The sequence below is a fragment of the Streptomyces sp. NPDC052225 genome, from assembly GCF_040679615.1.
GTDB lineage: Bacteria > Actinomycetota > Actinomycetes > Streptomycetales > Streptomycetaceae > Streptomyces.
In genome coordinates, this window is the sequence record NZ_JBFAVD010000032.1 from 12,971 (window position 1) to 27,850 (window position 14,880).

At 71.0% G+C, this 14,880-nt stretch carries 9 protein-coding genes; 7 read left to right on the plus strand and 2 right to left on the minus strand.

The features are described from left to right. Positions 1–20 precede the first annotated feature (20 nt). Positions 21–1,160, plus strand: a complete 1,140-nt coding sequence (locus AB0L37_RS33060) for a glycosyltransferase family 4 protein (protein WP_365513896.1) — start codon at positions 21–23, stop codon at positions 1,158–1,160. Between the two features lie 54 nt (positions 1,161–1,214). On the opposite strand, the gene AB0L37_RS33065 is transcribed toward AB0L37_RS33060, so the two are convergent. Continuing rightward, positions 1,215–2,879 carry a PucR family transcriptional regulator gene (locus AB0L37_RS33065; protein ID WP_365513899.1) on the minus strand — a complete coding sequence of 555 codons (1,665 nt, stop codon included), beginning with the start codon at positions 2,877–2,879 and terminating at the stop codon, positions 1,215–1,217. Between the two features lie 223 nt (positions 2,880–3,102). On the opposite strand from AB0L37_RS33065, the gene AB0L37_RS33070 reads away from it, so the two are divergent. Together AB0L37_RS33070 and AB0L37_RS33075 are read left to right on the plus strand one after the other, a co-directional pair. Beyond that, positions 3,103–4,632, plus strand: coding sequence for an APC family permease (locus AB0L37_RS33070; protein WP_365513902.1), 1,530 nt, complete (start codon positions 3,103–3,105; stop codon positions 4,630–4,632). Between the two features lie 37 nt (positions 4,633–4,669). Beyond that, the gene (locus AB0L37_RS33075; protein ID WP_365513905.1) at positions 4,670–6,280 is read left to right on the plus strand and encodes an NAD(P)/FAD-dependent oxidoreductase; all 1,611 of its coding nucleotides are present in this window, start codon (positions 4,670–4,672) and stop codon (positions 6,278–6,280) included. Here AB0L37_RS33075 and AB0L37_RS33080 read toward each other — a convergent pair. After that, complete coding sequence (locus AB0L37_RS33080; RefSeq protein WP_365514044.1) at positions 6,277–8,079, minus strand: glycoside hydrolase family 15 protein; 1,803 nt, start codon at positions 8,077–8,079, stop codon at positions 6,277–6,279. The two genes, AB0L37_RS33075 and AB0L37_RS33080, sit on opposite strands and share 4 nt — an antisense overlap. Positions 8,080–8,616: 537 nt before the next feature. On the opposite strand from AB0L37_RS33080, the gene AB0L37_RS33085 reads away from it, so the two are divergent. The 4 genes from AB0L37_RS33085 (at position 8,617) to ald (ending at position 14,745) form a co-directional block, all read left to right on the plus strand. After that, the gene (locus AB0L37_RS33085) at positions 8,617–10,290 is read left to right on the plus strand and encodes a CTP synthase (RefSeq protein ID WP_365513908.1); all 1,674 of its coding nucleotides are present in this window, start codon (positions 8,617–8,619) and stop codon (positions 10,288–10,290) included. A gap of 94 nt (positions 10,291–10,384) precedes the next feature. Next, positions 10,385–11,023, plus strand: a complete 639-nt coding sequence (locus AB0L37_RS33090) for an NUDIX hydrolase (protein ID WP_365513911.1) — start codon at positions 10,385–10,387, stop codon at positions 11,021–11,023. 337 nt (positions 11,024–11,360) lie between these two features. Then, complete coding sequence (locus AB0L37_RS33095) at positions 11,361–13,484, plus strand: tetratricopeptide repeat protein (RefSeq protein ID WP_365513914.1); 2,124 nt, start codon at positions 11,361–11,363, stop codon at positions 13,482–13,484. A gap of 145 nt (positions 13,485–13,629) precedes the next feature. Then, positions 13,630–14,745: an alanine dehydrogenase gene (gene ald, locus AB0L37_RS33100; protein ID WP_365513917.1), complete on the plus strand. Its 1,116-nt coding sequence runs from the start codon at positions 13,630–13,632 to the stop codon at positions 14,743–14,745. Positions 14,746–14,880: the final 135 nt, after the last annotated feature.

Genomic DNA, 14,880 nt, shown 5'->3' on the forward strand with positions numbered 1-14,880 from the left:
CCCCACAGGAGCCCCGCCGCGTGAGCCACGTGAGCAGCCACTCAGCGCACGGACAGTCGCCGCTGCGCACCGTGCAGGTGCTGGGTGGCGGCAGCGCGGGCAGCAGCGCCCATGTCCGGTCCCTGGCCGCCGGGTTGGTGGCGCGCGGGGTCCGCGTCACGGTGTGCGCGCCGTCCGAGGCCGAGCATGCGTACGGGTTCGGTGACGTCGGCGCCCACCATCTGCCGGTGCCGCGCCGCAGCGACCCGGCGTCCGTCGCCGCGCTCCGCGTGGCCTGCGCGGACGCCGACCTCGTGCACGCGCACGGGCTGAACGCCGCGCTGCGCGCCTCCCTCGCGCTCAGCGGCCGCCGCGTCCCGCTCGTCGTCACCTGGCACACCCGCTCGTACGCCGAAGGGACCCGCGCCCACCTGCTGCGGATCCTGGAACGGCGCGTGGCCCGGGCCGCCTCCGTGGTCCTCGGCACCTCGTCCGAGCTGGTCGACCGGGCCCGCGCCCGCGGCGCCCGTGACGCCCGGCTCGCCGCGATCTCCTTCCCGCCGCCGCGCCGCACGGACACCGGGGACGCGGCGGAGGAGGACGCCGAGCGCGCCCGGAACAAGACGCGGGCCGAACTCGGCGCCGTGGGCCGGCCGTTGCTGATGGCCGTCGGCAGCCTGGAGCGGCACCGCGGCTACGAGGTGCTGCTCGACGCCGCCCACGCCTGGCTGCACCACGACCCCGTGCCGCTGCTCGTCATCGCGGGGGAGGGGCCGCAGCGGGCCGAGCTCCAGCGGCGCATCGAGAGCGAAGGGCTGCCGGTGCGGCTCGCGGGCCGCCGTGACGACGTCGCCGAGCTGCTGCACGCCGCCGATCTCGCGGTGCTGCCCAGCAGTTGGGAGTCCCGCTCACTGCTCGCGCAGGAAGCGCTGCACGCGCGGGTACCGCTGGTCGCGACCGATGTCGGCGGCATCCCCGAACTGGTCGGCGACGCCGCCGAGTTGGTGCCGTACGGGGACGCGGCGGCGCTCGCCGAAGCCGTCGAGCGGCTGCTCCGCGACCCCGGGCGCTGCGCCGAGCTGCGCGAGCGCGGGGTCGCGCAGGCCGCGTCCTGGCCGAGCGAGGACGCCACCGTGGCCCAAGTCCTGAGCATCTACGACGAGTTGACCGGGCCCTACTAGGGCTTACCGGTCTACCTGGGTCTACCTGGGTCTGATAGGGGCTGATTGGGCCTTCTACTGCACGTGCCGCCGCGCCCGCAGGGCCAGGCTCAGCGCGAGCACCGTCTGCGGGTCGTCCAGGTCCGTGCCGAGCAACTCCCCTATCCGGGCGAGCCGGTTGTAGAGGGTCTGCCGGTTCAGGTGCAGCTCGCGGGCCGTCTCCGCCTTGCGGCCCGCGTGCGCCAGGTACGTCTGGAGTGTGGGGAGCAGCGGCGGCTTGGAACGCTTGTCGTGGTCACGGAGCGGGCCGATCGCGCGCTCCACGAACGCCGACAGGTCCGGATGGTCGCGAAGCCGCCACAGCAGCAGGTCGATGTCGAGACGCCGCGCGTCGTACCAGGGCCGGTCGTCCAGGCCCTGCGCCGCCGTCGCCGTCTCCGCCGCGTGCCGCAGGCCCGCGGCGGCCGCCGCCCAGCCGCCCGCGCCGCCGACCACCACGACCGGTGGCAGCGCGCCCGCCCGCTGCATCCCGGCCCGCTCGACGCCCGCCCGCAGCGCCGCCGCGACCCGGTCCGCGACCGCCGTGCGCTCCGACTCCGTGCGCAGCCCGAGCAGCAGCGGCACCCGCCCCTCGACGGGTCGTACACCGAGCAGGACCGGCACGCCGACCGACGCCAGCTCCTCGGAGACGGCGCGCGCGAGGACCGCCCAGCCGCCGCCGGGGGAGAGACCGACGGACCCGGCCGCCGCCTCCGGCAGCCGCATCACGACGGGGAGCAGCGGCCCCTGCCCGGTCGGCTTGAACCCGAGGACGCGGGCCTGCGCAGGCGCGTCGTCCGGAGTGATCCGCCCCTCGGCGAGGTCGGTGAGGAAGTCGCCGCGCCCGCGCGCCGCCAGCTCCTCCTCCTGGCGGGCCTGCATCAGGACCACGGCGAGGGAGGCGGCGGCCCGCTCGGCGGCGATCCGGTGCACAGGCGCGAGCGCCGTCGACACCGGCAGGAGCACGAGGCGCGCCCGCACCGATCCGGCCCCCGGCCCGCCGCCCGGCACGTCCACGAGCAGCGTCCCGGCCGGCGGCTCGTCCTTGTGCGTGCCGCGCATGCCCTCCCACACCTGGAGCGGATCGGCGACCTCGCCGTCGACCCCGGCCGCGTACAGAAGCTGTCCGTCGACGGTCTCCAGGAAGACCGGGTTGCCGCTGAACTCGGCCAGGATGCGCAGGACTTGGGGCACGCCTCCGCCGCCGAGCAGCGCGTTCGTGCACCGCCGGTGCACCTCCTCGGCGCGCTGGAGCAGGGCGTAGTGCCCGTTGACGATCTCGGTGTGGATCTCCTCGGTGACCGTCACGAACGGCACCTCACGGTGCAGCTGCACCAGCGGCAGGCCCGCCGAGCGCGCCGTCTCCACCAGCGCCGACGGCAGCCGCGCGAACCGCTGCCCCAGCTCGATGACGAGCGCCGCGATGCCCCGCTCGGCCAGCTTCCGGACGAACGCCCGCTGCTCGGCGGGCCGCGTCCCGATCCCGTATCCCGTGGTGAGGAGCAGTTCGCCGCCCTTGAGCAGCGACGCGATGTTCGGCACCTCGCCCGCGTGCACCCAGCGCACGGTCCGCTGCAACCGCTCGCCGCCCGCCACCACCTCGGGCAGCCCGCTGCGCAGCCCGGGCAGCTCCAGGGCGCGCTGCACGGTGATGCCGCCGGGGCTGCCGGCAGAGGAGTACTCGGGGGAGGTGCTGTCCATGACGTGGACGCTACCGGCGTGCGGGTTCCGGGAACATCTCCGGCCGGTTACGGGAGCGATCATCACCCCCGATTCCGCGACAACTCGTCGCGCCGTGGCGGAAATTGCGCGACCGGGTGTCTGTTGTGGCGTACGTCACTCCACCGCCACACTGACGCATCCGAACGCACTCCCCATGTTGATCTACGGATTTCGCAGCGGCAGCCCCCAGAGAGGGACGTAAATGCCAGAGACAGTGGAGAACGGCGCACGCGGCACCACCCCCGGACCGCCCCCGGTGCAACGCCTCAAGGCCAACTCGGTCGGGCTCGTCGGCGTGGTCTTCATGGCCGTCGCCACGGCCGCCCCGATCACGGCGATGACCGGCAACCTGCCCATCGCCGTCGGCTTCGGCAACGGCACGGGCGCCCCCGCCGGCTATCTCTTCGCGACACTCGTCCTGACGGTCTTCTCCGTCGGCTACGTCGCCATGGCCAAGCGCATCACGGCGGCCGGCGCCTTCTACGGCTACATCTCGCACGGCCTCGGCCGCATCGCCGGCATGGCGTCCGGCATGCTCGCCGTCCTCGCGTACGTCGTCTTCGAGGCGTCCATCGTCGGCGTCTTCTCGTACTTCGCGAAGACCACCGTCCACGACCAGCTCGGCGCGGACATCCCGTGGATCGTCTACGCGGCGGCCATGCTCGCGGTGACGGCGGTGCTGTCCTACTTCGACATCAACCTCACCGCGAAGGCGCTCGGCGTGATGCTGATCGCCGAGATCGCGGTCCTCTTCGCGGTGGCGACGGCGGTCCTGATCCACGGCGGCGGCCCCGACGGCATCCCGGTGGAGCCGATCAACCCGAAGAACGCCTTCACCGGCACCTCCGCCGGGCTCGGCCTGTTCTTCGCGTTCTGGTCGTGGGTCGGCTTCGAGTCGACGGCGATGTACGGCGAGGAGTCCCGCGACCCCAAGCGCGTCATCCCGAGGGCGACGCTGATCTCCGTGGTCGGCGTCGGCCTCTTCTACATCTACGTCTCCTGGATGACGATCGCGGGCAACGGCCTGTCCGGCTCGGTGAAGGTCTCCTCCGGCACCAGTCCGCTCGACCTCTTCTTCAACCCGGCCGAGACGTTCATCGGCGCGTGGGCGGTCGACGCGTTCCAATGGCTCCTGATCACCGGCTCGTTCGCCTGCGGCATGGCCTTCCACCAGTGCGCCTCGCGCTATCTGTACGCGATCGGCCGCGAGGGCTTCCTCCACCCCGGCCTCGGCCGCACGCACAAGAAGCACGGCTCGCCGTACATCGCCTCGTACGTCCAGTCGGTCATCGCGGTCGCCATCGTGGCCGCGTTCTGGCTCACCGGCCAGGACCCGTACATCCACCTGTACACGCTGCTCGCCATCCTCGGCACGATGGCGATCCTCATCGTCCAGACGCTGTGCTCGTTCGCGGTGATCGGCTACTTCCGCCGGCACCACCCCGAGGACCGGCACTGGTTCAAGACGCTGGTCGCCCCGCTGCTCGGCGGCATCGGCATGATCGCGGTGGTCGTGCTCCTGGTCCTGAACATGGACACCGCCGCCGGCACGGCCGCCGACTCCCTCTTCTTCAAGTCGATCCCGTGGATCGTGGGCCTGGTCTTCTTCGGCGGCCTCGGCCTCGGCCTGTACCTCAAGGCCCGCCGCCCGCACCGCTACGAGGTCATCGGCCGCATCGTCCTGGAGGACGCGGCCGAACGAGACGAGGAGCCCGCCACCGCGACCGTGTGATCCGCAGGCACCCACTCGCCCGTCAAAGGAGAACGTCATGGCTCGTACGAACCTGATGCACGCCCTGAGACACCTGGCCGCCGAACACCGGGCCGCGGCCCAACTGGGGATCCCGGTGGGGGAGTTCCGCGAACGCCGCGCCTCCCGCCGTACCGTCCTCAAGGCGGCCGCGGCGACCGGAGCGGCCGCCGCCGCGCTCCCCGCCCCGAAGGCGGCAGCGGCGGCCGCCGCCCCGAGGATCGCCGTGGTCGGCGCCGGCATCGCCGGACTGACCGCGGCCCTCACCCTGCACGACGCGGGCTACGCCTGCACCCTCTACGAGGCGAACCCGGACCGCGTCGGCGGCCGCATGTACTCCCAGCGCGACCACTGGGCGTACGGGCAGACGTCCGAGATCGGCGGCGAGCTGATCGACACCAGCCACAAGAAGATGCTGGAGCTGTGCCGCCGCTTCAGCCTGCCGACCGAGGACTTCCTGGGCGGCGGCCCGAACGGCGCCGAGGAGATCCTCTGGTTCAACGGCTCCTACTACCCGCGCGAACAGGCCGACGAGGACTTCAACGCCGTCTACCAGGCCCTCCACCAGGACCTGCAGAACTCCGGCGAGGTCTTCTGGAACCAGACCACGCCCACCGGCACCGCCCTCGACACCATGTCCCTCTACGAATGGATCGACTCGCGCGTGCCGGGCGGGCACGGCTCCCCGCTCGGCCGCTTCTTCGACGTCGCCTACAACGTCGAGTACGGCGCGGACACGGCCGACCAATCGGCCCTGGCCCTCGTGCTCCTGATGGGCTATCAGACCAATCCCGGCAACTTCAACATCTGGGGCCTGTCCAACGAGCGCTACCACATCACCGGCGGCAACGACCGGCTCCCGCACGCCATCGCCGACTCCCTGCCCGCCGGCACGATCCGCCACGGCATGTCCCTCCAGGCGGTGAAGGCCAACACCGACGGCACCCAGACCCTCACCTTCACCGAGACCGGCGGCGCCACCCGCACCGCCACCGCCGACCACACGATCCTGTGCGTCCCGCTGCCGATCCTTCAGCAACTCGACCTGTCCAAGGCCGGGTTCGACACCCGCATGAAGAACCTGCTGCGCGACGCCCGCATGGGCTACTGCACCAAACTCAACATGCAGTTCACCAGCCGCCCCTGGCGCGGCACAGGACCCTGGCCGGGCGTCTCGTCCGGCGACTGCTTCACCGACGCCGCCTTCCAGCAGACCTGGGACACGACGAAGGTGCAGCCGGGCACCGGCGGCATCCTGATCCAGTACGGCGGCGGCTCGCTCGCCAAGTCCCTTGCCCCGTCAGGCCCGTTCGCGTACGAGAACGACCCCTACGTCCGCGACCTGGCCACCCGCTACCTCACGCGGATCGACCCGGTCTTCCCCGGCACGAAAGCCGCCTGGACCGGCAAGGCCCAGCTCTCCGCCTGGCACAAGAACCCGTACGCCCTCGGCGCCTACTCGTACTGGCCCGTCGGCTACCTGCACCGGTACGCGGGCTACGAGGGTGTCGCCCAGGGCAACATCCACATCGGCGGCGAACACTGCTCCTACGACTTCCAGGGCTTCATGGAAGGCGGCGCGTCCGAAGGAGAACGCGCCGCCAACGAGGTGATATCCGCGGTGCGTTAGCCGCCGTACGCCCCCGAAGCGGTCAGCCGCAGTGCCGTGTCGATCAGCGGCACGTGGCTGAACGCCTGCGGGAAGTTGCCGACCTGGCGCTGCAGCCGCGGATCCCACTCCTCGGCGAGCAGCCCCAGGTCGTTGCGGAGCCCGAGGAGCTTCTCGAAGAGCTTGCGGGCCTCGTCGACCCGGCCGATCATCGCGAGGTCGTCCGCCATCCAGAACGAGCAGGCGAGGAACGCCCCCTCGTCACCGGGCAGCCCGTCGACACCGGCGTCCTCGCCGTCCGTCGGGTAGCGCAGGATGAACCCGTCCTCCGTCGACAGCTCCCGCTGGATGGCCTCGATCGTGCCGATGACGCGCTTGTCGTCCGGCGGCAGGAAGCCCATCTGCGGGATGAGCAGCAGCGAGGCGTCCAGCTCCTTGCTGCCGTACGACTGCGTGAACGTGTTCCGCTCCTTGTCGTAGCCCTTCTCGCACACGTCCCGGTGGATGTCGTCGCGCAGCTCGCGCCACTTCTCCAGCGGGCCGTCCGCGTCACCGGACTCGATGAGCTTGATCGTCCGGTCCACCGCGACCCACGCCATGACCTTCGAGTGCACGAAGTGCCGGCGCGGCCCGCGGACCTCCCAGATGCCCTCGTCCGGCTCGTCCCAGTGGCCTTCGAGGTAGCGGATCAGCTTGAGCTGGAGCAGCGACGCGTAGTCGTTGCGGGCCAGGCCCGTCATGTGCGCCAGGTGCAGCGCCTCGGTCACCTCGCCGTAGACGTCGAGCTGGAGCTGGTGCGCCGCTCCGTTGCCGACGCGGACCGGCGCCGAGTTCTCGTACCCGGGCAGCCAGTCCAGCTCCGCCTCGCCGAGCTCACGTTCGCCCGCGATGCCGTACATGATCTGGAGGTTCTCGGGGTCTCCAGCGACCGCCCGCAGCAGCCACTCGCGCCAGGCGCGGGCCTCCTCGCGGTACCCGGTGCGCAGCAGCGACGACAGGGTGATCGCGGCGTCGCGCAGCCAGGTGTAGCGGTAGTCCCAGTTCCGTACGCCGCCGATCTCCTCCGGCAGCGACGTGGTGGGCGCCGCGACGATGCCGCCGGTCGGCGCGTACGTCAGCGCCTTCAGCGTGATCAGGGAGCGGACGACGGCCTCGCGGTACGGGCCGTGGTACGTACAGTGCTCGACCCACTCCCGCCAGAAGTCCTCCGTCGCCGTCAGCGCCCCCTCGGGGTCCGGCAGCGGCGGCTGGCCCTTGTGGGAGGGCTGCCACTGGATGGTGAACGCGATCCGGTCACCGGGCGCCACCGTGAAGTCCGAGTACGTCGTCAGGTTCTTGCCGTACGTCTCGACGTCGGTATCCAGCCACACGGAGTCGGGCCCGGCCACCGCGACCGTACGCCCGTCCACCTTGTGCACCCACGGGGTGATCCGCCCGTAACTGAAGCGCATCCGCAGCACCGAGCGCATCGGCACGCGCCCGCTGACACCCTCCACGATCCGGGTGAGCTGCGGCGCGCCGTCGCGCGGCGGCATGAAGTCCGTCACGCGCACGGTGCCGCGCGGGGTGTCCCACTCGGATTCGAGGACGAGCGAGTCGCCGCGGTAGGTGCGCCGCGCCGCCGTCGGTGGCGCCGCGTCGGCCGCGTGCGCCGGACCCAGGCGCCAGAAGCCATGGTCCTCGGTGCCGAGCAGCCCGGCGAAAATGGCATGCGAGTCGAAGCGGGGCAGACACAGCCAGTCCACTGTGCCGTCCCGGCAGACCAGGGCAGCGGTCTGCATGTCTCCGATGAGTGCGTAATCCTCGATGCGCCCGGCCACGTGCATCTCCAGTCGAACGGCCACGTACGCCCCCGGAAGAGAAGAAATCGGGGGCCAACTGTCAAAGCCAACGGTCAAAGGGGGGTCAACGGATCGTCTAGATACGTCGTCCTGATTCGTTGTTGTCAAACGAACTGACGAGCCGGTTGTTCCGGCGGCGGCACCGGCGAACGGACTTCGTGTTCCGGTGAACGGTCGGGAACGGGCGGGGGTGTTGCCGTTGTGGTGCCGTTTTCCAGCGTGACTCGCCAGCCGAGTGTCCGAGCAGGATACGACGCGCTCAAGTGATCTGCGTGCCGCTCACGACAACGCGTCTGAGCCGAACGGGTGAGCGTCGGGTGACGAAGTGGTGCCCCTGTGGTGACCCGTGCGCGGAGCGTGGCCGGAAGCAGCCTCGCCGCGTCGCTGATACCCTGGTAGCCCGTGAGCCGGTGGTCATAGAACCCCCGAACCGCAGCGACGGCGCCTCCCCCGAAAGTCCTGGAGAGCACGCCGGTACGCACCCCAGACCGCGACCACGGGAGCCCCCTCTTGGCCATGCAGCCGAAATCTTCGACGACCAAGCACATCTTCGTCACCGGGGGTGTCGCCTCCTCCCTCGGCAAGGGGCTCACCGCCTCCAGCCTCGGCATGCTGCTCAAGGCGCGTGGCCTCCGTGTCGTCATGCAGAAGCTCGACCCGTACCTGAACGTGGACCCGGGCACGATGAACCCCTTCCAGCACGGTGAGGTGTTCGTCACCAACGACGGCGCCGAGACCGACCTGGACATCGGCCACTACGAGCGCTTCCTCGACCGCGACCTCGACGGCTCGGCCAACGTCACCACCGGCCAGGTCTACTCGCAGGTCATCGCCAAGGAGCGGCGCGGCGAGTACCTCGGCGACACCGTCCAGGTCATCCCGCACATCACGAACGAGATCAAGCACCGCATCCGCCGCATGGCGACGGACGAGGTCGACGTCGTGATCACCGAGGTCGGCGGCACCGTCGGCGACATCGAGTCGCTGCCGTTCCTGGAGACCGTCCGCCAGGTCCGCCACGAGGTCGGCCGCGACAACGTCTTCGTGGTGCACATCTCGCTGCTGCCCTACATCGGCCCCTCCGGCGAGCTGAAGACCAAGCCCACCCAGCACTCCGTGGCCGCGCTGCGCAACATCGGCATCCAGCCGGACGCGATCGTGCTGCGCTGCGACCGCGAGGTCCCCACGGCCATCAAGCGCAAGATCTCGCTGATGTGCGACGTCGACGAGGACGCCGTGGTCGCGTGCCCCGACGCCCGCTCGATCTACGACATCCCGAAGACCGTGCACGGCGAGGGCCTGGACGCGTACGTCGTCCGCAAGCTGGACCTGCCGTTCCGCGACGTGGACTGGACGACGTGGGACGACCTGCTCGACCGTGTCCACAACCCCGACCACGAGATCGTCATGGCCCTGGTCGGCAAGTACATCGACCTGCCCGACGCCTACCTGTCGGTGACCGAGGCGCTGCGCGCCGGCGGCTTCGCCAACAAGGCCCGCGTCAAGATCAAGTGGGTCACCTCGGACGACTGCAAGACGCCGGCCGGCGCCAAGAAGCAGCTCGGTGACGTCGACGCGATCTGCATCCCCGGCGGCTTCGGCGACCGCGGTGTCAGCGGCAAGGTGGGCGCCATCCAGTTCGCCCGCGAGAACAAGATCCCGCTGCTGGGTCTGTGCCTCGGCCTCCAGTGCACCGTCATCGAGGCGGCGCGGAACCTGGCTGACATCCCGGACGCCAACTCGACCGAGTTCGATGCGGCCACCGCGCACCCGGTCATCTCCACGATGGCCGAGCAGCTCGACATCGTCGCCGGTGAGGGCGACATGGGCGGCACCATGCGGCTCGGCATGTACCCGGCGAAGCTCGCCGAGGGCTCCATCGTGCGCGAGGTGTACGACGGCAAGGAGTACGTCGAGGAGCGCCACCGTCACCGCTACGAGGTGAACAACGCGTACCGCGCCGAGCTGGAGAAGAAGGCCGGCCTGCAGTTCTCCGGCCTGTCGCCCGACGGCAAGCTCGTCGAGTACGTCGAGTACCCGCGCGAGATCCACCCCTACCTGGTCGCCACGCAGGCGCACCCGGAGCTGCGCTCGCGCCCGACACGTCCGCACCCGCTCTTCGCCGGTCTGGTGAAGGCGGCCGTGGAGCGCAAGGTCGCGGCCGCCGCGGGGGCCAAGAAGGCCAAGTAAGGCTTGTAACACAAGCGATGTACGGTTACCGGGGTGCGTGCCATTTGCGGCACGTGCCCCGGTTTCTTTTGCTTACGTGGGAGGACGTTCCGGCATGACGGACAAGGCGACGATCCAGGACACCGCTGCGGAGTGGGAGGTCCGGGCGACCGAGACCCCGTTCGTCGGGAACAAGACCTCCGTGCGTACGGACGATGTCGTCATGCCCGACGGGTCCGTGGCGCGGCGCGACTACCAGGTCCACCCCGGCTCCGTCGCCGTGGTCGCCCTCGACGACCAGGACCGGGTGCTGATCCTGAAGCAGTACCGGCACCCCGTGCGCATGAAGCTCTGGGAGATCCCCGCCGGGCTGCTCGACATCCCCGGCGAGAACCCGCTGCACGCCGCGCAGCGCGAGCTGTACGAGGAGGCGCACGTCAAGGCCGAGGACTGGCGCGTCCTCACCGATGTCTACACGACGCCGGGCGGCTGCTCCGAGGCCGTACGCATCTTCCTCGCGCGGGATCTGTCCGAGGCGGACGGCGAGCGGTTCGAGGTGGAGGACGAGGAGGCCGACATGGAGTTCGCGCGGGTTCCGCTGGCGGACCTCGTGCGCGGAGCGCTCGCCGGTGAGCTGCACAACAACTGTCTTGTGGTGGGCGTGCTCTCGCTGAGCGCGGTGCTGGCGGGGGACGGGGTGGACGCGCTGCGGCCCGCCGAGGCGCCGTGGCCTGCGCGGCCGTTCGAGGCCTAGCGCCGTTGCGGGGCGCGGTCGCGTTGCCGGGTGCGGCTTCGGTGGGGGCTGGTCGCGCCCCGCGGCGGAGCCGCTCATGACACAGCCCCGCGCCCCTGGAGATGCTCCGCATCTCTCGGGGAAATGCGACGCGAAGCGTCTGTGTTTCAGGGGCGCGGGGAACTGCGCGACCAGCCACGACGAAACGCGCGCCCGGAATCCGACCGATGCGACCATCTGCTGATCCGACCGAGTGACTTCGCCGCGCCGCCCGCCAAGGGCACCCGCACCCCCTGAACTAGGCTCGCAATCGCCCCTGCCGACCCCCGGAGGGGCTGGGTGAGACGGAGCGTGGCCCGTGACGGATCAGGCGGTCGAGTCGGACGACGTGACGGTGGTCGGGGAGTCCTCCGGGCGCTCCCGCAAACGGCGCCGGACCCGTCGGGGACAAGATGTGACGTCCGGTCAGTTCCTGGGGCGCAGACGGGAGTTGAAGGAGCTCAGGTCCGACATCGAGCGGGCCGGGCTCGACACCCTGTCGGGGCGCAAGGCACCCCGCGCCCGAGTGCTGCTGGTCGCCGGCCGCCCCGGCACCGGCCGCACCGCACTCGCCGAGGAACTCCTGCGCCAGGTCGCCGACCAGTACCCGGACGGCACCGTGCGGACCCGGCTCACCGCCCCCGACGGCACCCCCGTACCGACCGAACGCATCGCGCGTGACCTGCTGAACGCGCTCGAACTGCCCGCACCCCCCGGCGAGTCCGCGGACGACCTCACCGAGCGGCTGCGCGAAGGGCTCTCCGTGCGGCGTGTCGTGCTGCTGCTCGACGACGCCGGGGACGCCGAGCAGGTCGAGCCGCTGCTGCCCGAGAACGCCGACTGCCTGGTCGTGGCGGTCGCCGCCGGCCCGCTCACCGGGATCTCCGACGTGCGGCCCTGCACGCTCGGCGGGCTCGACACCAAGTCCGCCCTGGAACTGCTGACCCGGCACACCGGGTCCGTCCGCATCACCTGCGACCCGCGCTCCGCCGAGTCCCTCGTCGAGCTGTGCGGCGCCGAGCCGGCCGCCCTGGAGATCGCCGGGGGCTGGCTCGCCGTACGGCCCAAGGAATCCGTCGCCGACCTGGCCAAGCAGCTGCACGCCCAGGACGGGGACGGGCCCGCGCTCGCCCGTGTCTTCCGGCACGCGTACGCCTCGCTGGCCGGGCCCGCCGCCCGGATACTGCGATACCTGTCGCTGGCGCCCGAGGGGTACGTCGACCCGCACACCGCGTCCGCGCTCGCCGGCTGCTCCGTGTCCGCCGCCCGCACCACGCTCGACGACTTCGTGGCGCTCGGCCTCGTCCGGCCCGTCGACTCCGAGCTGCCGCAGTACGAGGTGCCGGGCTGCCTGGTGCCGCTCCTTCGCGGGCTCACCGAGACACAGGACCGGCCCGGCGAGGTGCAGCTGGCCCGCGCCCGGATGCTGGAGCGGACCGTACGGCTGCTCACCTCGTGCCGCGCGATCACCGAGCCCGACGGCTCCCCGGCCCGCAAGAAGCTCGCCGGGCTGCCCAGCGCCCTGCGGTTCGCGGACCCGGAAGCGGCCGCCGAGTGGCTGCGCGTGCGGCAGCCCGCGCTGCTCGCGGCGGCCCGGCTGGCCGTCGCCGACGGGGAGTTGGACACCCTGGCGCGCCGCCTGATGGCCGCTCTCGTACGGGCGATGGTCGCGCACCGGGGCACCGAGGCGGCGGCGCCCGAGCTGTACGGGATCCACCGGCTCGTGCTCGACGTCGCCGAGCGCAGGAACCTGCCGCGGGAGAAGGCCGCCGCGCTGCTCAACCTCGCCGATCTCGACGCGCAGACCGGCCGGACCACGGAGGCCCTCGCCCGGTACCGGGCCGCGCTGGACGCGGGACGGGCCGCGCAGGACCCGTATGCGACCGGCCGCGCGATGGAATCCGTAGGAGGCGCGTACCAGGAGCTGGGGGACTGGCAGCGGGCCGCCGACTGGTTCGGGCGGGCCCTGTCGCAGCGGCTCACGCGCGGCGAGCGGGCCGACGCCGCGCGGCTGCACGGACGCATCGCCGCCGTGCACACGTACGCGGGGCGCTACGGCGAGGCGATGCGCGGCTGGCGTTCGGCGGTCGCCGGGTACCGCAAGGAGGGCGATGTCGCCGCCCAGGCAAGGGCGTTGAGCGAACTCGCGCGGGTGCAGGAGTACGCGGGGCGGCCCGAGGAGTCGCTCTGCACGTGCCAGGAAGCCGTCGAGTGGGCGCGGCAGGCCAAGGACGTACGCCTTCAGGCGGCGCTTCAGCTGCGGCTCGCGGACACCCTGGAGCGGCTCGGGGACCCGGCCGCGGCCAAGCTGCACCGGGGTGCGGCCGAGCGCATGCTGGGAGAGGAGATCGCCGGCGCGCCCGGAAACGGCGCCGCGGAGGCAAACCCTTCGGAACAAGCCGCTAACGCCTACGAAATCCGTAGTGCATCCCCGAAAGATTGATGCATCGAAAGGCTAGACAGCTCGACAACCTTCATTAGACTGGCTCCGCCGCGTTGTTCCGCGGTGTCTCCTGGTGTGTCCGACGACGCACTGGTATGTAGTGCATCGCCCGTTAAATCCCCTGAGCCAAGGACCGTGATCGACGATGAAGGTCGGCATCCCCCGCGAGGTCAAGAACAACGAGTTCCGGGTGGCCATCACCCCCGCCGGTGTGCATGAGCTGGTGCGCCACGGCCACCAGGTCTTCATCGAGCAGAACGCCGGTGTGGGCTCCTCGATCACGGACGCCGAGTACGTCGGCGCCGGCGCGCAGATCCTCGCCACCGCCGACGAGGTCTGGGCGACCGCCGACCTGCTCCTGAAGGTCAAGGAGCCGATCGCCGAGGAGTACCACCGCCTCCGCAAGGACCAGACGCTCTTCACGTACCTGCACCTCGCGGCCTCCAAGGAGTGCACCGACGCGCTCCTGGAGTCGGGCACCACCGCGATCGCGTACGAGACGGTCGAGACCGCGAACCGCCAGCTGCCGCTGCTCGCCCCGATGTCCGAGGTCGCGGGCCGCCTGGCCCCGCAGGTCGGCGCCTACCACCTGATGGCCGCCAACGGCGGCCGCGGCGTCCTGCCGGGCGGTGTCCCCGGCGTGCACGCCGGCAAGGCCGTCGTCATCGGCGGCGGCGTCTCCGGCTGGAACGCCGCGCAGATCGCCATCGGCATGGGCTTCCACGTGACCCTGCTCGACCGCGACATCAACAAGCTCAAGGAAGCCGACAAGATCTTCGGTACGAAGATCCAGACGGTCATGTCGAACTCCTTCGAGCTCGAGAAGGCCTGCCTCGACGCCGACCTCGTCATCGGCGCGGTCCTGATCCCCGGCGCCAAGGCCCCGAAGCTCGTCACCAACGAGCTCGTGTCGCGTATGAAGCCGGGAAGTGTCCTTGTCGACATCGCGATCGACCAGGGCGGCTGCTTCGAGGACTCGCACCCGACGACGCACGCCGAGCCGACCTTCCCGGTCCACAACTCGGTCTTCTACTGCGTCGCCAACATGCCCGGCGCCGTGCCCAACACGTCGACGTACGCGCTGACCAACGCCACGCTGCCCTACATCGTGGAACTGGCCAACCGTGGCTGGGTCGAGGCCCTGCGCCGTGACCCCGCGCTCGCCCTGGGTCTCAACACCCATGACGGCAAGGTGGTTTACAAGGAGGTCGCCGAGGCGCACGGTCTGGAGCACCTGGAGCTCGAGACGCTGCTCGGCTGACGTCAACCAAAGTCGTCAATCTCACGCCTACGGCCGGACCTTGTGAGGGGTCCGGCCGTATTTTTACGGACGCGGCATGGGTACGGACATGGTCAACTCGCCTTGAACGTAACCCTTTAACCGATTCGCGCAGCC